15 protein-coding genes and 1 pseudogene are annotated in these 18,359 nt (G+C 36.2%); 3 read left to right on the forward strand and 13 right to left on the reverse strand.

Annotated features, from left to right (window positions below):
- Positions 1-226: 226 nt before the first annotated feature.
- The 4 genes and pseudogenes from MHH66_RS21075 to MHH66_RS21090 form a co-directional block, all read right to left on the reverse strand.
- Positions 227-451: pseudogene (locus MHH66_RS21075) on the reverse strand (hypothetical protein); the annotation flags it as partial.
- 206 nt (positions 452-657) lie between these two features.
- Positions 658-1,230 (reverse strand): TetR/AcrR family transcriptional regulator, encoded by a 573-nt coding sequence (locus MHH66_RS21080; RefSeq protein WP_002064145.1) that lies wholly within the window; start codon positions 1,228-1,230, stop codon positions 658-660.
- Positions 1,231-1,503: 273 nt separating this feature from the next.
- Entirely contained in the window at positions 1,504-3,441 is a 1,938-nt protein-coding gene (locus MHH66_RS21085; protein ID WP_063217639.1) for a M56 family metallopeptidase, read from the reverse strand.
- Between the two features lie 2 nt (positions 3,442-3,443).
- On the reverse strand, positions 3,444-3,845 hold the full coding sequence (locus MHH66_RS21090) for a BlaI/MecI/CopY family transcriptional regulator (protein ID WP_002134844.1): 402 nt from the start codon (positions 3,843-3,845) through the stop codon (positions 3,444-3,446).
- Positions 3,846-4,085: 240 nt separating this feature from the next.
- Between MHH66_RS21090 and MHH66_RS21095 the strand changes: the two genes are divergently transcribed.
- Positions 4,086-4,931 (forward strand): hypothetical protein, encoded by an 846-nt coding sequence (locus MHH66_RS21095; RefSeq protein WP_016094587.1) that lies wholly within the window; start codon positions 4,086-4,088, stop codon positions 4,929-4,931.
- Between the two features lie 48 nt (positions 4,932-4,979).
- On the opposite strand, the gene MHH66_RS21100 is transcribed toward MHH66_RS21095, so the two are convergent.
- Together MHH66_RS21100 and MHH66_RS21105 are read right to left on the reverse strand one after the other, a co-directional pair.
- Complete coding sequence (locus MHH66_RS21100) at positions 4,980-5,279, reverse strand: hypothetical protein (RefSeq protein ID WP_063217638.1); 300 nt, start codon at positions 5,277-5,279, stop codon at positions 4,980-4,982.
- 113 nt (positions 5,280-5,392) lie between these two features.
- Positions 5,393-7,759, reverse strand: a complete 2,367-nt coding sequence (locus MHH66_RS21105) for a DUF6359 domain-containing protein (RefSeq protein WP_078184052.1) — start codon at positions 7,757-7,759, stop codon at positions 5,393-5,395.
- A gap of 241 nt (positions 7,760-8,000) precedes the next feature.
- On the opposite strand from MHH66_RS21105, the gene MHH66_RS21110 reads away from it, so the two are divergent.
- Entirely contained in the window at positions 8,001-9,353 is a 1,353-nt protein-coding gene (locus MHH66_RS21110; protein ID WP_002125811.1) for a DUF4026 domain-containing protein, read from the forward strand.
- Positions 9,354-9,414: 61 nt separating this feature from the next.
- On the opposite strand, the gene hemY is transcribed toward MHH66_RS21110, so the two are convergent.
- From hemY to MHH66_RS21130, 4 genes are all read right to left on the reverse strand, one after another.
- The gene (hemY, locus tag MHH66_RS21115; RefSeq protein ID WP_063217635.1) at positions 9,415-10,836 is read right to left on the reverse strand and encodes a protoporphyrinogen oxidase; all 1,422 of its coding nucleotides are present in this window, start codon (positions 10,834-10,836) and stop codon (positions 9,415-9,417) included.
- Between the two features lie 19 nt (positions 10,837-10,855).
- Positions 10,856-11,791, reverse strand: coding sequence for a ferrochelatase (gene hemH / locus MHH66_RS21120; protein ID WP_050000049.1), 936 nt, complete (start codon positions 11,789-11,791; stop codon positions 10,856-10,858).
- Positions 11,792-11,805: 14 nt separating this feature from the next.
- Complete coding sequence (gene hemE, locus MHH66_RS21125; RefSeq protein ID WP_002011155.1) at positions 11,806-12,852, reverse strand: uroporphyrinogen decarboxylase; 1,047 nt, start codon at positions 12,850-12,852, stop codon at positions 11,806-11,808.
- Between the two features lie 189 nt (positions 12,853-13,041).
- Positions 13,042-15,159: a transglycosylase domain-containing protein gene (locus MHH66_RS21130; RefSeq protein WP_078184051.1), complete on the reverse strand. Its 2,118-nt coding sequence runs from the start codon at positions 15,157-15,159 to the stop codon at positions 13,042-13,044.
- 127 nt (positions 15,160-15,286) lie between these two features.
- Here MHH66_RS21130 and hmoB point away from each other — a divergent pair, with 127 nt between their 5' ends.
- On the forward strand, positions 15,287-15,802 hold the full coding sequence (gene hmoB / locus MHH66_RS21135) for a heme-degrading monooxygenase HmoB (RefSeq protein WP_078184050.1): 516 nt from the start codon (positions 15,287-15,289) through the stop codon (positions 15,800-15,802).
- A 120-nt stretch (positions 15,803-15,922) separates the two neighbouring features.
- On the opposite strand, the gene MHH66_RS21140 is transcribed toward hmoB, so the two are convergent.
- The 3 genes from MHH66_RS21140 to MHH66_RS21150 all read right to left on the reverse strand — a co-directional run bounded on the left by MHH66_RS21140 (position 15,923) and on the right by MHH66_RS21150 (position 18,181).
- A complete protein-coding gene (locus MHH66_RS21140; protein WP_078184049.1) occupies positions 15,923-17,341 on the reverse strand; it encodes a PH domain-containing protein in 1,419 nt (472 codons plus the stop codon).
- Positions 17,334-17,810: a PH domain-containing protein gene (locus MHH66_RS21145; RefSeq protein WP_002186468.1), complete on the reverse strand. Its 477-nt coding sequence runs from the start codon at positions 17,808-17,810 to the stop codon at positions 17,334-17,336. Before MHH66_RS21145 ends, MHH66_RS21140 begins: the two co-directional genes overlap by 8 nt.
- A gap of 74 nt (positions 17,811-17,884) precedes the next feature.
- Positions 17,885-18,181 carry a hypothetical protein gene (locus MHH66_RS21150; protein WP_063217632.1) on the reverse strand — a complete coding sequence of 99 codons (297 nt, stop codon included), beginning with the start codon at positions 18,179-18,181 and terminating at the stop codon, positions 17,885-17,887.
- Positions 18,182-18,359: the final 178 nt, after the last annotated feature.

An 18,359-nucleotide genomic window follows, 5' to 3' on the forward strand; every position in this document is an offset into this window, starting at 1 on the left:
ACCCATTGTTCTAGTGTTTAGGATTTAACCTTGCACCATCTGATTGATTTTTTCTGCTTTCGCGACATTCACGCTCGCCATTTCTAGCCACGTTGTAGTTCAATCAGCTTTAGGGATTGCCCGCAGTTAACCCTCACTACTAGCCAATCACTTGACTAGCAGGGCTTACTGATATATTTAATTAACTTTAGTTTTAATTGGTTAAATAAATCGTAACAGTTAATTACCCTTTCCCGACCTCAATTGGTTTCCCATCAAGTTCTGCACCTTTATCTAAATTGACTACCGCAACTGGCAAGTCATCTAGCTGTTCATACGGATCCCAAAAGGCCCATAAAAACATACCCGCATATAAAATCGGTACAAATAAAACCGCAATGATTGGGATTAATATTTTTTTACTTTTTATAATCTCTGCAAATTCTTTACTAAGCAACTTATGCCATTTCATAATTTATCCCCCTTTTCAAAAATGACCAAAATGTATTTTCAGTCATTTTCACCCAAATAAAAAGGCTATATCTGTTCATACATATGCCTTATCCCCGAATTTATACTATGCACATTTTCATCTACATGATTATATTTAACCATCCTCCTTATACAATTGACCAATTTGTTCAATTAGTCATTTTTTATAATATTAAAAGGATTATCTTAATTTGACAATCCTTTTAGTAAATAAAGTTCGAATAATTCCGATATTTTTTCTTTTTCTAACGGTTCATGATTTTTTTCCCAATCAAAAATAAGCGATACGTATAGGCGAAGCATAATAAACGCTGTAATTTCTGGATCACATTTGCTAATTTCACCCTTTTCAATCGCAATTTCTAAATACGATTGAATAACAGAAACGATTTCCACATCTACTTGTTGCATCACTTCTTGTACTTCTTTCGTTCCCATATCGCGCTCTTCTTGAATTAATTTAATCATGAGCTGATGTTCTTTTCTAAATTCTAATATGCTATATAATGCTCTATGTACATTTTCAAAAAATGAAATATCTGAACGAATTGCATTTGCTGCAACTTGCTTCATTTCTGTAATTAAATTAGAGATAATTTCACCAAATAGTTCTTCTTTATTTTTGAAAAAAGTATAAATTGTTCCTTTTCCTACATTCGCTAACTTCGCAACTTGATCCATCGTTGTTGCTTTATAACCGAACGCTGAAAAAGACTTTGTTGCAGCTTCAATAATAGAACGTTTTCGATCTATCGCCACATCGTCACCTCCAAAAATGACCAATTGGATAATATAGTCAATCAGTACATCTTTGATATTACCACACGCTTACATTCTATACAAGTTCTCTTTTTAGTTATTCCCAGTATAAAAACATTCCAGTCAAGTTATATCATACTGTCCATAGTGTATCAAAAATTATACTTGTATGGAAAGCTAGAATATATTCATAATAATTGCTGGCTAGATTACACTAGGAATCTAATTAAATAGACAGTGTTCTTAAAACCAAAAGTTTAAGAACACTGTCTTTTATTTTGACATAGAAAGTAATATTTTCTCCATCTCTTTCTTAGTTAGCTCATCATCGATTATCTCTTCGTATATCTTTGTACCTCTTGTAAAAATATCATTCACTATAACAATTTGATACTCACTATTCTTACCTTGTGCTGGTACAAACATTTTGACACCTTTTAACTTACCCTCTCCATGAGAAGATTTATTATAGACCATTCCTTTCCCGTCTAAACTATAACTTTCTAAATTATCTTCTCCAGGCATCATGTAGTGTAGTGGATCCTTATTACCACCTACATACATCCTTGACTGATAAATTGTAAAACCATATTTCCCTTTTGTATATTCTGATTTAATAACTAATTCTACATCTCTTCCAAAATATGAGTCAGCCCATTCTCTTTTTAACTCATAACCTTCAGTTATATAAGTCGGCTGCTTAATTTGAAATGGTACATGATCTTTCGCTTCTTCCACAGTATATGTTAAAGACTTCTCCACCTTTTCCGAAAGTGGAATTAATTTCTTCTCAATAATAGCTAGTCGTTCTTGATCCGTTTTATTCAAGCGTTCACGTTTAAATTCCTTTGTATCTCCATCATAATTCTCAGGCACTTTTTTCTTAACCATTGCTTTTTTATGAATTTCTTTAGCTTCCTTAAATAATTGAATATATTGTTCAAATTCTTCTTTTGTAAAATTCTTTTCTGCCAAATACAAAAAATCTGTATCCCTTTTATATGACTTTATTGACATACCCCATTCTCTACTTGCATTCTCCGGTGTACCTAATACTGTTTCTATCGCTTTTTCAAAAGCCGCTTTAGATTGCTTTTTTTCTACAACCTTTTCTTTCTGTCTTTCATCCCCCTCAGTTATCCTTGCATTTAATAAAAATCCGCCTGCTATAGCTGCTATAGCAATGATTCCAAGTAAAGAAAGACGATACGATTTCTTTTGAAACTTTTTAATCATAACGATTCTCCTTTTCAGTGTTCGTTTATTTCTACTTAAATTTGCTAGGCTTGGTGCTTGATAGGAATAATGTTCTAAAAGAGTAATAATTGTATGACCGTATGCAATTTGCTCCTCTTTATCTATAAAAGTAAGCGCATATGCATCACAGGCTAATTCTTGATCTTCTCGCATACAGAAATAGGCGTACCAAAGAATCGGATTGAACCAATTTAATAGGAGCAAACTGTACATAATCCAATTTACAGCTACGTCGTTTCTCTTAATATGAGCTAACTCATGGTAAAAGACATATTGTAATTGTTGCTCATTTAATACTTTCATATGTTTTTTTGATAGTAATACTTTCGGACGAAAGAAACTGAAAACAGTTGGGCTCGCAATCTTTCCTGCTAGACGTAATGAAACTGCCTTCTTCATTTTCATAGACTGCTTACAGCGATTAAACACTGTAATGACCTGTTCATCCGTAATATCCGCTTGTTTCTTTATGTAAGAATATAAACGTCTATTTGTAATAAACGTTATGACTGCTAATACGATTACCCCAGCTAGCCAAACATATAGAGCAAGTTTGTATAAAGAAAATGTAGTCTGTTGTTCCGCACTCGCGTTTACTTCAGGTTCACCATTTTTTGTCACAGTTTCAGAATTTGATTCCAATTCCACTGTATGATTGGTTTCTATGTTCACTATACTCTCAGTAGACGGCATATTTTTTGGAATAACTTCCGATACACTAGAACTATAGGAAAGTAGCGAATAAATACTATACGAACTATCCGGTGACCATGGCAGAAGAAGTCTTATCATTAGTACGATCCACAGCATATATTGCCATCTCGGCGTTAACTTATTTCTAAATAGAACTTTTATACATAAGATAAATCCAACTAATATACTAGCCATAAGTGACGTTTCTATAAGCCAATCAAAGATTCGAGGAAGGTATATATTTATAAACATATCTATCATTTTTATCTATCCTTCCTCTTATTCTCCTCGGTCTTTTCATCTAAAATGCGTTTCAGTTCGTTAATATCTTCTGAAGACAATTTTTCCTCTTTTAAGAAATTGACAAGTAATGGCTTAAACGCCGCGCCGCAAAAGCGCTTTAGTAAAGATTTCGTTTCAACTTGTAAATAATTATCTTGTGATACTAGCGGAAAATAAGCATACATGCGCCCTTTATCTTGATGGTAAGAAACGGCTTCCTTTTGTACTAACCGGTTAATTAATGTACGGATGGTTTTCGGTTTCCAGTCCATTGTATCTTCCAGTTCTTCTATAATTTTATTCGCTGTTTGTGGAGAATTTGACCACAACACTTTCATAATTTCTAATTCTGCTTCAGATATTTTAGGTAATTTATTTGTCATATTGTTTTCCACCCCTCGTATTACATTTGTAATCCACTTTTAAGATTACAAATGTAATACTTAATTGTCAACCATATTTTAGAAAAAACAACTTTTGTAAGTCTTGTATTGAAACCTTACCTGACAACACTTAAATTTCTCTTTTTCTAATAAACAAATAAAAAAACAAGAAAATCCTTACATTTAATAGTAATATAGAAAGTAGACAGATTTATAAAAATAGTGGAGGCTTTTTCAGTCATGATGCGTGCGCTTCGTTTAAATATAAGGCAAGCTTTTTGTAATCGTGTTTCTTTAATTATTATGTTTAGTGGATTAGCTCTTATTTCTATTTATCATTATTATTATGTAATTCGTTATTTAGGAGACGCTGCGAATGGACCTATATCAACGGATATCAAATGGATTGGATTTCGTGGCAATGAAATGGATGTTTATTTGTTATTAATGCCAGTTATTGCGAGCCTTCCCTTTAGTACAAGTTACAACTCGGATAAATCAGATGGTTTTAAACCGTTTGTCAGTAAAGAAATTTCTATATTTCCTTATTCAGTAATGAAATATATCGTTACATTTTTTTGCGGAGGAACTCTTTATACGTTTCCATTCATCTTATCATTATTATTTTGCAAATTAACCATTCCAGACGGAGAACCGACGGCTGGTTCAGGCATTATAAATGATAACGGGATGTTCGCAAACTTATATTACGATACTCCCATCACTTACATTACTGTATATATCGGAATTAATTTTTTATTTGCAGGTTTAATGGCTCTTTTAGGACTTGCTGCATCTGCATGGTCACAAAAAGATTATATGGCGCTTCTATTTCCATTTGCAACTACCGCCATTCCTTACATCCTGCTAAATACGATATTCCCTACAATAGGCGGGGCACCTATTCATTTATATGATCCAAAGCAACCGTTACATGGCATGTCACCGTACATATTAACGATGCAATGTACCTTCTTCTTCTTCGTTAGCCTATGTATGTATATAAAAGGCGTACAGCGTGATAGAAAAAGGTACAAAAGAAGACTACAAAGAAGAGATCGATGTAGAAAAGCGTTTCAAGCATAAAAACCTAATTTCCTCATGTCTTCTTGGAAATTAGGTTTTTTTATTCATTTACGGCGTACCAGCCAATCCCCACAAAATAACAACAGCCGCAAAGTAAATTGCTTTAATAGCTACCACTAAACATAATGAAATAATTGCATATTTACTTAATTCTCTTCTTGCACCGATTAAAGTAAAAATAACCGCCAAACTAAACGTTATATAGGAAGTTGCTGTATTTATTAAGTAATACATACTATCTAGATTCTGTGTAAGCCCTGTTATATCAGCTACAAACTGAAGCATGACGATCGTACTAAAAAAAATTGCAAGCTGATTCATTAATTTTCCGTTTATTCGGGCTACCATATGTCTACACCTCCCCTGCACTAAAGAATGAATATTCAATCTATTTTACCATAAGAATTCCTAATAATGTAAAAGAACGCTTAGTATATTTCTAAGCGTTCTTTCTCGACTATTTAAGAAGCCTTCTTCAAATCAATTTGAGCAAGTACTGGATCGTGGTCACTTACACGTCCATGTTCTTTCATAATGTTTGAGTTTAAGTGTACAGGGTCTACAATTGTGTGCGGTGCGATGTTGTTTGTTACTAAAATATGATCTAGCACTTGTGCGTTACCTTCATGAATGTACGTGTAGCGGTTCTCTTTCGGCACTGTGTTTAACATATCTTTTAATATCGTTCCCTCTAGTGCTTCTAAAGGTTTAGAGAATTCAAAGTCATTCATATCACCTAATACAACAACTGGTGCATTTGTATTCTTTTCTTGAATACCTTGTACGAAATGATTCACTTCTTGTGCTAATTGAACTCGTTTTTCTTCACTCTTTAATACGAGCGGCTGCACTTTTCCAAATGGCGTTGCATCTCCTAGTTTTGAGTTTAAGTGATTTGAAATGACAACAACGTTTTGTCCTTGGAACGTAAATTCTGCCGCTAACGGTTTACGTGTACTTTCAAATAAAGGATTTTCGTCTCCAATACGAACTACATTTTTATCTAGTAACTTCGGTACTGTCGCTAATTTCACACGAGATGGGTTATAGAAGAAACCGACGCGAATATTCGCTCCAGGTGCCCCGCCGTCTTGATTGTTGTTCGGCGCAATTTCTACATACTCATACTTCGGTCCACGAATTTCTAATACAGCATCAATGATACGTTTTGCGCTTAAAGATGCATCAGTCGTACCGTCATTGATTGCTCCATTATTATCTTGCATCTCTTGTACACCGATAATATCAGGCATTTTTAAATTATATTTAATAGAATAAGCTAACGCTTTCACTTTTTCATCTGTTGTTTCTTTTTTGTTCGCTGAGAAGTTTTCAATGTTATATGTAGCAACTGTTAACTTATCAAGACGCGGCTGAATATTTGCCCCTACTTGCTTAAATCCGCCGTCCACTACAGATGGTAATTCCGTTACTGGCGAAATGCGGAACGAACCGTAGTCATATCCTACTACGCCTGTTATATCTCCAGTGAACGTATCGCCTACTTTCGCAACATAATCACGAGGTACTTTTACAGAAAGGCGCTCTGGATTTAATTGCTCTTTATCTAATAAAGGTGTACCATACTTCGTTACTACTTTATCTCCGCCATTTTTTACTGTTACATATAAATTACCGTTTTTCTGCGGAGCGATAATTTTTGGTGTTGGCATCGTAACGCGCATACCTTCTACACTTTCATAAAAGTCGATTGCATCTTCATTTGGATCAAATAGACCGAATGCATCATTATCGATAATTTGATCAGGGATTTTCACACCGTTTTCTCCTAATAAAATCGGCGCTGGTAAAGGTTGATCTTTTGCGATTACAGCAACGCGACTCGCCTTAATTTCCGTCGTCGTTAAGTCTGTTTCAAATCGCTCTGCATATCCAGGTCCAACATATTCTTCTACTTCTCCATCAACTTGGACAAGATCTCCTACTGCTACATTCGCATCTTTTTTGTATACGTAAATACCTTCAGAAGTAGCTGGATCATTATCCGGCTGATTATCTTCTATATAAAAACCATTTTTATCAAGCGCTGTGACAACGCCCTCCACATTGTTTACTTTCTTCCCATTGTAAGGAGAAATATGTGATTTCCCTTGAATATCATGAATACGAACTGGTTCATTTGTTACGATTATAAATGAAAATGTCGAAACTGCTGAAGAAGTAAGCCCTTCTTTTTCAGCGATTGCTTTCACTACACTATTTTCATTCACTACAATTTGTCCTTTATAACGAACACTTTTATTTGTAGGATTAGAGCCATCTAACGTATAGTAGATTGTTGCTCCTTCTGTATTCGTTGTTAATGTTACTGCTGTTCCTTTTGCGACTTCCCCACCATTTGGTGATGCCACTACATCGCTAACGCGGTTTTGTTCTTCTCCTTGAAACTTATGAGCTGTTACTGATTTTAAACCTGGGCTACCGAAATATAACTCAAGCGTCCCTGTCAACCTAACTTTCTTTCCGATATTTTCAGGATGGTCTTTCACATTTACTGTCGATCTCACATCGCCTTTTGGCAATTGAACAGGCATGATTTTGTCTGGATTCGTTTCGTTTGGCGAATCGGCAATTGCCACGTTTGTGTCGTCAAACTTAGCCGGATCTTTCGTGTATTTAGAAGGACTTTGCGTATACCCAACGATATATCCTTCCACTATCCCCTTCGTTTTCCCTTGCTGCTTAAATACTTGAATTGCTTTTTCTACTGACATAGAAGTAGTTTCTTCCGCCTGCGCTAAAGTTCCAGTAAATGAAAGCAATAACATCAATGATAAAAAGACACTTAATAATTTCTTCACAGCCATTTCCCTCTCCCTAATTCATATTTTCTCAGCATTTCTATCATATCAAATGATTCGTTATATAGAACTATATTTCGACAAGTTTTACACAAAATTTATTTAATTTACAAGTTTTCAAACTATAATACAAAATAATAATTTTACACCTTCTACGAATACGCTCTATAATGTTAGAGAGAGAAAACAGAAAATATAGAAATTTAATTGGCATGTAAAATAGATTCATTTGAATAGGAGTGATTGGATGGAAGTGCAAATAGAAACATACCGCGCAGCTATGAATGGAACATTAGAACGTCATTTTTCAGATATGATTGCTGTTATACCAACTAAAATTACAATTGAACAGTTAAAACAGCGGCTAGAAACTATCTCTACTAAAGTTGATGAGTTGAAAATTGTTTATAGTGATGAGATAAGCCTTATTGTCGAGTTACATATGGATGAAAAAATCATACCGTATGAACTGCATATTGATGAGGCGAATGACCCAGAAGAATATAAAATGTACAATAGACAAGATTCTACAATCGTAGATCGTAATTTTGAAGATGCTGCTTATGGCACTGAAATTTTCACTCGTACGCTATTTGTAGGCGATGTGCTGGGCTGCTTTTTCCAGCAGTTACAGTTTCTATGGAACCTCGCCCCAGACTTGTTATTTGTAATCGATTCAAGTGCCGCAATGAAAGTGATATCTAGAAGCTATATTGAATATCACGTTGAAAATGAATTATTACCTGACATTCCTGACTTGTATGTTATTCATTCCGTTTATGAAGACGATAAAGAAGGTGAGCCTACGCAATATTGGTTTCATACACACGGCCTTTTAAGAGCAGGCGTAACAGAAATAGAATTAATTATTCCAAATCGTATTTCTTCCTATTACGGCATTGGTGATCTCTTTCAAACATTTGCTAATAATGCCGTTGAGAATGGACAAGTCCCTATGAATGAGCCTATCGTTATCGCGCATAGTCAGCAAGGTTCTATACATACAGTAGCTGTTCCATGGGAAAAAGGATTATCTTATATTGGGCATAAAACGAGTATGGATCAATTATCTTCAATCGAGGATGAAGAAGTGAAACTACAACCAATAGATGCACAAAACGTATTTCTTGGCGGGATGGATGACCGAGATGAATACCATCAATCTCCATCCGTTCTCTTATTCAAGTTTAATACTTCAGAAGAATATATTGAAAGTTTTTTCAAAGAACACGAGGAAGCTACAGGGCTCATGTTCTATAAAACAAATAGTGAAACTGATCGTATGGCTTACAATGCGAAGAATACTTTCGGGTATTTCAGCAACATTTTTCACATTGAACAATCAAATGAAGATTTTCGTTTCCTCGCTAAGTTTGGTGTCTCCTACGAAGAAGGAAAAAGTGAACATATGTGGTTTGAAATGCAAAACATTACCGAAGATTTCATTCAAGGAATACTCATTAATGAACCATATTTTATAGAAGATATGAGTGAAGGAAATAGTTATCATTTAGATTTTGATAACTTAACAGAGTGGGTTATTTATGCAGGAGATGCCGTTATAAAGCCAAATAACTTATATATGTTTATTGGCGAATAAGTATTTTATATAATAAACAAAACGCCTTCAATATAATTGAAGGCGTTTTGTTTGAAATATTTTAATGTGCGACTAATTTAGTCTCCATTACTTTCTCTAAATGAAATAACACACGTTTCGCCGCTAACTCACCTTGCTCAATACAAGCCGGAAGACCAGAACCAGCGTAAGAACTACCTGCCAAATACACACCTGGCAATTCTTCCTCCATAAATGTTGTGAGCTTTTTCATTCGCTCTTTATGGCCTACTGTATATTGAGGCATCGCTTCTTTCCAGCGGCTTACAATTGTAAACTCTGGATCCTCTGTAATATCCATTGTCTTTTGTAAGTCCTCTAATACGAGCTGTACAATTTCTTCGTCAGTTTGTTCAACAATCGCTTCATCACCTGGGCGTCCGACGTAACAGCGAAGAAGCGTTTTTCCTTCTGGCGTTGTATGTGGCCATTTTTTATGTGTCCACGTACACGCTGTAATTGTATAATCACTATTTCTTGATACGACAAATCCGGTACCATCAATATCACTCTGAATTGCAGACTTTGGGAAAGCAAGTGCCACGTTTGCAACTGATGTAGACGGAATGTTACGGAAGAAACGAAACTGCTTATACTGCGCAAACATAGATGGCAATACTTTATGCGGCGTCGCAACTACAATCGCGTCTGCTTCCATTTCTTTTCCGTTACTAAGCGTAATCGTATAACTATCACCAAGTTTTGCAACCTTTTCGATACGAGTTCCCTTCATTACCATATCATTAGGAATCTTCGTTTCAAGAGATTCTACTATAGATTCTAAACCCGTTTTCACAGTTTTAAAGATTCCTTTTTTCAATTCAGCCTTCTCTTGCTTTGGAGCGAGCGTACGCATACCGAGTGAAATACTACGGTGCTCCTGTTCAATTTGATAAATTTGAGGGAATGTTGACATTAAACTCATTTCATCAATATCCCCTGCATAAATACCAGATAATAATGGCTCAATTAAATTTTCAACAACTTCATTTCCAAGGCGATGCCTGAAAAACTGCCCGAGTGATTGATCAGAAACTGGTTTTGATCTAGGCATTAATAAATCAAAACCAGCTCTTAGTTTACCAATTGGGGAGAACAATCCGGAAAATAGAAACGGCGTAATTTGCGTTGGAATTCCCATCATTGAACCGCTCGGCATTTTATGTAACCGATTGTTTACGAGAACGAACGATTGACCGGCCTTATTATTTACAAGTTCAGCATCAAGTCCTAATTCTTTCACTAATTTAGCTGCGCTCTCTTTTCTTGCTAAGAAAGAATCAGGACCGCGTTCAATTGTAAATCCATCTTTTTGAACGGTTTGAATTTTCCCGCCAAGTTTACCAGACGCTTCTATAAGCAATGCATCTATCGGCAAGTTTTTTTCACGAATTTCTTTTTGTAAGTTATACATTGTTGTTAATCCTGTGATGCCACCGCCGATGATCACAACTTTTTTCCTCAAGTAAGCTCCCCCTTTCTACTTACATTACAGATTCTTTTTTCTTTAATACAACATCTGCTAAACAGTCGATAAATGCGTCCGACGCGTTAGGCATTTCGGGACGATAATATTTCGCGCCAATTTCATCCGTTACAACTTTACACTCAAAGTCATTGTCATATAAAACCTCTAAATGTTCCGCAACAAATCCAACTGGTGCATATACGAATGAATTGTAGCCGTACTTTTCATTTAATTCTCTCGTTAAATCTTGTACATCTGGACCAATCCAAGGATCTGGTGTATTTCCAGCACTTTGCCAGCCAACTGCATAATTTGCTACTTCAGCACCACGTGCAATATAGTCAGCTGTTTCGTTTAATTGATCCGGGTATGGATCGCCGAGTGCGATAATTTTTTCTGGTAAGCTATGTGCAGATACGATTAACACTGCTTTTTCACGTTCTGCTTCTGACATACCGTTATATATACCTTTCACTGCATCGACCCAATACTGAATAAATTTCGGTTCTTTATACCAGCTATCGATGCCGTGAATTGTTAAGTTTCCAAGTTTTCCTGCTTCTTCTTGCGCTCGTCCTACATACGACTTCACGCTAAAAGTAGAATAGTGAGGGGCAAGAACGAGTGCAATTGCATCTTCTATTCCATCTTTATGCATAGCTTGTACTGCATCTTCAATGAACGGTTCAATATGTTTTAAACCAAGATACATGTGGTACTCTACTTCATCTTGTATTTCATTTAAACGTGTCTCTAACTTTTTAGCTTGCTCTAATGTAATAGTAGCTAAAGGAGAAATACCACCAATTGCACGGTAACGCTCTGTTAAATCTTCTAGCATTTCAGGACTTGGCTTTCTTCCTCTGCGAATATGTGTATAATAACGTTCAATATCTTCTTCTTTATATGGCGTTCCGTATGCCATTACAAGCAAACCAATTTTCTTTTTCATACAGACAATCTCCTTTACTTCGCTAACTGTTCTTTAGAGTACTCATGAATAAATGTAGTTAAGCGTTTTAATGTATCTGGATTTACTTCTGGGAATACGCCGTGACCTAAGTTAAAGATATAACCTGGCTGCTTCATCCCTTGATCTAAAATACCTTTTACATGTTCTTCAATAACAGGCCAAGGTGCTAATAAGAATGAAGGATCCATATTTCCTTGTACCGCCTTGTGAACACCACGTGCGCGTGCTTCTTCAATCGGTAAGCGCCAATCTAAACCTACTACATCAAGCGGTAAGTCGTGCCATTCATTCACTAAATGTGCAGCACCTACGCCGTGCATAATCATTGGAACACCCATCGGGCGAACTTCTGCAAAAATACGCTCCATCGCTGGTTTAATAAATATACGGTAATCCGCTACATTTACTGCTCCAACCCAAGAATCGAAAATTTGAACCGCTTTTACTCCTGCGTTAATTTGCGCTTTTAAATATGTAATAACCATATCTGCAAGCTTATCCATTAAAGCGAACCAAGCTTTCGGCTCTGCATACATAAACGCTTTCGTATTATGATAGTTACGAGAAGGACCGCCTTCAATCATATAGCTCGCTAACGTAAATGGAGCTCCTGAAAAACCGATTAACGGTACATCTAACATTTCTGTCGTTAATAAACGAATTGTATCTAGTATGTAAGGTACGTCATCTTCTGGATTGATTTCCCCTAATTTTTCTACATCTTGTAAAGAACGGATTGGACTATCGATAACTGGACCAATGCCAGATTTAATTTCCACATCAACACCAATTGCAGGTAGTGGTGACATAATATCTTTATAAAGAATTGCTGCGTCTACGTTATATTGATCAACTGGCAACTTTGTAACGTAAGCGCACAACTCTGGATTATGTGTAATTTCAAATAAAGAATATTTCTCTTTTATCTTTCTATATTCCGGCTGTGAACGACCTGCTTGACGCATATACCATGCTGGTACATACTCTGTACGTTCCCCCCTACATGCTTTTAAAAATGTCTCATTTATAGTTCTTACCAAGACCCTAGCTCCCTTCCTTACCAATGCTTTTTCTTTAAATATGCTCTATTCCGATATTTATCTTTTTTTACTATACAGCTTGTAAAAACAAAATGCATAACATTATGTACGTTGTTCATTAAATTGACACAAACGTTCGTAAAAACGTTTACTATTTTCACAACATTCTTATTATAGCACAGAGAAAAACTACGGTTTAGCTACTTTTGACTTTTCTCCTTCACGGTTCGTTTGTGTGTTATATGGCACAACGTAAAAACTTGGTTTTGAGAATATATTAATAAACTTCTCCTCATATTTCCCCGTTCCTTTTGCCGTTCCAACGTGAGTATGAATTCCTTTTTCAACTTTATAAATCCGATACATAATTCGCTCATCAGGAAGCGGCGTCCAGCTTAGTTTCATTGCAAATAAACCGAAAGGACTAAATGCTAGTTTTGCTTCCACGTTTTGAATCTTATCTAAACGAATTGGCAGTCCAATTGTTTCAACACCTTTTGGCCTATGAAAACTCGCTTTATCTTGTATGTTTGCTTTCGTTAAAATCTTTTTAAATAACATCGTTGCAGATGCATTTCCATCTTGTAATTGATGCTCTTTATTGGTGCGGTCATAGCCAATCCAAACTGCACCTACTAAATTCGGTGTATATCCAACGAACCACATATCACGCGCACCATTGTCATCATTCGGCAATGAAGTTGTGCCTGTTTTTCCAGCTAAAGCTCCATTATATACGCCAGCTTTCGCCGTACCTTCTTTCACAACTCCTTCAAGCATCTTTGTCATATACCATGCCGTTTGCTTCGAAAAGACTTTCGTTTCAGCTTTTGATGATTCTCCAATAACCGCCCCGTGTCTATTTAATACTTTATCGATAACGTGCGGTTCGATAATATTCCCGTTTGCTAAAAAAGATCGGTACATTTTGACAAGATCAAATGGAGACACACCATTTTTTAGCCCGCCAAGTGCTGTGCTTAAACCTGAGTCCGCAATATGAACATTCCCTTTCTCTAAATATTGCTTTCCCTCATCTACCCCTAATTCATTTAATAAAGATACAGCTGGCACATTTGCTGATTCTAATACCGCATCGTACATCGTCATCTCTTTCGTATACTCATGATTATAATTTCGAGGTTCATAACCTTCAAACGAACTTTTTTCATTCGTTAATAAAGAATATGGATTATATTTCTTCGTCTCAAGTGCAGGTCCATATACGATAAGCGGCTTTAAAACAGAACCAGGCTGCCGCTTTGCAAAAACGCGATTAAGCCCTCTCGGAACATACTCTCTTCCGCCAATCGCGGCTTTAATTCCGCCAGTCTGATTATCCATTAATAAAAATGCACCTTGCGCCCCGTTTTCTTTACCAGGGAAATTTCTCGCATCTTGAAACTGGTTATATGCTACCTTTTGAACTTTTTCATCCATCGGTACGACAAACGTATATCCTCCGCGCAGTACTTCTTGATGCGATAAACCATATAAACGCGCCGCTTCATCTATAACCATATCGATATACGGCATATATGCGAGTTCACGTTCATCTGAATTTTTATAAAGAGCTATTGTTTTCCCTTGGTAACGAACACTATCTTCCGCTGTTAAATAGCCTTGTTTATGCATAAGTGACAAAACAAGATCACGGCGCCCTTTACTCTTTTCTAGGGATAAGTACGGTGAATAGCCATTTGGCGCTTTCGGAAGCCCTGCAAGCATAGCTCCCTCTTCCACTGTTAAATCTTCTACATTTTTATTAAAATACAACTTTGCTGCCGCTTGAATACCATATGCCCCATGACCGAAATAAATATGGTTCATATACATTTCAAGAATTTGCTGCTTCGTATATTTTTGCTCTAATTGAAGAGAAATTGCGATCTCTTTCAATTTGCGCGTAAATGTTTTTTCGCGAGTTAAAAAGACGTTTTTAGCTAGTTGCTGCGTAATCGTACTACCGCCTTCTACCTTCTCTCCAGCTAACGCGTCTTTATAAAGCGCCCGAAATATAGAAGGGTAATCAATTCCTTGATGCTCATAAAAACGAGAATCTTCCACAGCAATAAATGCTTGCTGCACGTACTTTGGAATTTCTTCAATCGGCACGAGCTCTCTATTTTCTACATATAACTTCGTAATTTCTTTTCCTTTCTGGTCAACGATACGTGATGAAGAGTGGAAAACAAGCTGCTTTTCATCCATCATATAGCCACCAGTTAACACAATAAGTTTATAGAGTACAATCGCTACTACGAACGTTGCTACCCCGCCTAATAAAGTCCACTTTGCTTTCTTCATACATCGGCCTTCTTTCCAAATGATGGTACATTTATTATTTGAAAAAGAAGTATCTTTATGTATATAATCTTCGAAGTTTTTTAAGAGAATTGATATAATAGAGACAAACCATAAAGGGGGCATTAAAATGAAGGCTATTATTTCATACGAAACACCTCTAGAACAAGCACATTTCACTGCAAAAAATAACGAAAAAGATATGTTTTATAAAGAAAATACTGAAGAATCTGTAGAAGGCTCGCTTCAGTATGACGTATTAGACGCTGTTGGAGAATTTAAAGGACAATCTGGCTACATCGTTTGTAACAACATTTCTGTAACAGACGAAGGTCGCCCTGTATTTGAAAACCGTTTTAAAAACCGTGCTGGTCTAATCGAAAATGAGCCTGGCTTCCAAGCAATCCGTGTTCTTCGCCCATTAAGTAATGATACATATGTCATCTTAACGATGTGGGAAACTGAGCAAAACTTTAAAGACTGGACAGAATCACGTTCATTCGAAAACGCTCATAAAAAACGCCCTGCACAAGCAGAAGGACAAGCTCAGGCTCAGGCTCAGGTTCAGGCGCATCCACATGCAGAACAGCAAAAAAGCATTTTCTCTCGCCCGTCGTTCGTGACTACTTTTGATGTGTTAGTTTAATTTTCGGAGTTCGGAGTCAGCGGTATGTGAAATTATATCGGCGATTTTTCGAATATATCGGCGCAACTCGAAATATATCGACTTATCGACAAATGACGACACACAAAAAAGGAAACACCATTACACACCGGTGTTTCCTTTTTCTTTATACCAATTATATATGCGAAGCGCGTCTTCTTTTCGCATATGCTTCACTTCATAACCATGTCCCGCCACCGCTACAGCAGCTGTACATAACTCGTCTTTCTTTTGAAAATAAGATTGATTGTATCCGACCACTTGAATATGCCTTCTTCGCATGATCCCTGTATATTTCGCGAGACCTCGGTGCACCATTACTAACTGATTGTCTCGTATCATATATCCACCACTTTTGTATCTAGCGTATGCAAGTATTGTAAATACAATAAATAGCGGTATAAGAACGAACAACGCAGTATGTTGTTTAAAATATATACTCGCACCAGCGATTGGCACAGCGAGCACAGCACTTGTAATCCAGCCCATTACGACGTAACGGCGTAATGCAACCTTCGGTAAATGAACGATTGCCTCTTCTATTTCATACGGCAACTGTAAATAGGCAAGTAGCTGCTGTACATCTTTTTTCTTCATAAAAGGATGTAACATCACTTCATTCCCTGCCGCTTCTATACTTTGAATGACTTCCACTTCGACAGAGCAATAACCGAAAGGCTGGCGGAGAATTCCTTCTTTCACAGTAATTGCTTGAATGCGGTGGAGCTTTAAGACAAACTCTTTCTTATCAAATAACCCTTGCACAATACGAATTTCATTTCCGTTTCGCTCTATTTTAAAGTTCGCATATTTTAGCGCATAACCAGCTGTCGAAACGACCCACGAAACCGCCATTAAAATCGCGGCCATAACGATTAATTCATATACACCGTTATCCATCACATACGCTTCCACTTTATTTATGAGCCATTCTGGAAGAAATTGATTAAACTCTGTGTAAATAAGAAGTAATCCAGAAAACACTAATCCGAATCTACCAGACGTAATGGAAGCTACTAAAATCTCTTTCATCGTTAACTGATAAATCGTCTTACTTTCTTCTGCCATGGGTACTTCTTCACTCGCAGCGCTTCTTTTTTTATTTAATAAGGCAATCAGTTCCTTCGCTTCATCTTCTTTAATACCAGCTAACATCACTTCCGGCTCACTACCGCCGCCCGCTACTTCTATATTTAATTTCGTAAGCCCAAGCATTTGATAAATGACATTAGAAGATGTACTAATGTTTTGCACACGATCTTTATTTAAATAACTTTCCTTCTTCACAAAAACACCGTGTTTTATATGTAAAATATTATTTTCAACCCAGTATACTTTGAAATACCATTTTACAGCTGAGAAAATAGCCATAATGAATAAAACAAACAGAAGGAAAAGATAAAATAAATACCAAGGCTTCACTTGTTCTTCAGGTTTAAACATAACAAGCATAATAAGTGGTAACAAACTCGCAATTCGAATACCTAACAATATCGTGATCGGATGTTGCCTCTTATACACCCTCATCACTCACTTTCGCAAGCTCTCCAATTTGTCTTTTCAACTGTTCTGCTTCTTCTTTCGTTAAGCCTGGAATACTATGCGAAGTTGCCGCTGTTGAAATATGTAATTCTGCTAAATTATACTTTCTCATAATTGGTCCTTGCTCAATCGTTACGTGCTGCACACGAATCATCGGAATAAGTACGCGCTTCACAACGAACATTCCCTTTTGAATCTCAATCTCTTCTTCATTTAATCTGTAACTATAATAACGTTGACGTAAATTTGGAAATACAAAATAGTCGAGTGGTATGTATATAACTGCTCCTGTCACTAACAATCCAAACAACCAGCCCCACCAGTTAAAGTTAATCATAAAAAAGAAATACGCAATTACGACTGCTAGTATAACTGCCGCCCCAATTAAAGCATGAATTCTCCACACTTTTAGCATATTAGAATGAATCTCCCTCTCTAACGGCTGCATCTCATCACTCCAATTATATGAATTTATTAATTATATATTAGTTGTTATATACAGTTTTGTAAAATTATAGTTCCTTACATTGTGTCGAGCATTTCTTTAAAATTCCCTTCATTAATGGAATACACTTGAAACTGAATGTAATCTATTTCATTCGTATTAGGACGAGCAAATGGCAAAATATTAAATTTAGAAGCTGATCTTCCTAACATATCTATAATCATTAGAGAAACGTCAATATATTCGAAGTCTACACGGAATACTACTGCTTCTCCCGTAAATTCATAATCTTTAATCGCATCATAAGATTTATTCGCACTAATTAACGTCACTTTTAATAGTTGGTTTAAATTTTCTGGCTTGAAATTAATCATGGACACAACTCCTTTTCTTAATAAAACACTACGAAAATAGTGTAATCTTTTACTTTCATAGCCTCACACATTCATTATATTTAAAATAAAGCTAGTTTTTTATAATTTTTTTGATATAATTACTTACGGGAAACGGGAAGACATTTATCTTCCCTTGTGTTTTTATTTGCATCTAGTA

Origin of the sequence: Bacillus sp. FSL H8-0492 (assembly GCF_038006145.1) — a bacterium.
GTDB classification, from domain to species: Bacteria; Bacillota; Bacilli; order Bacillales; family Bacillaceae_G; genus Bacillus_A; species Bacillus_A mycoides.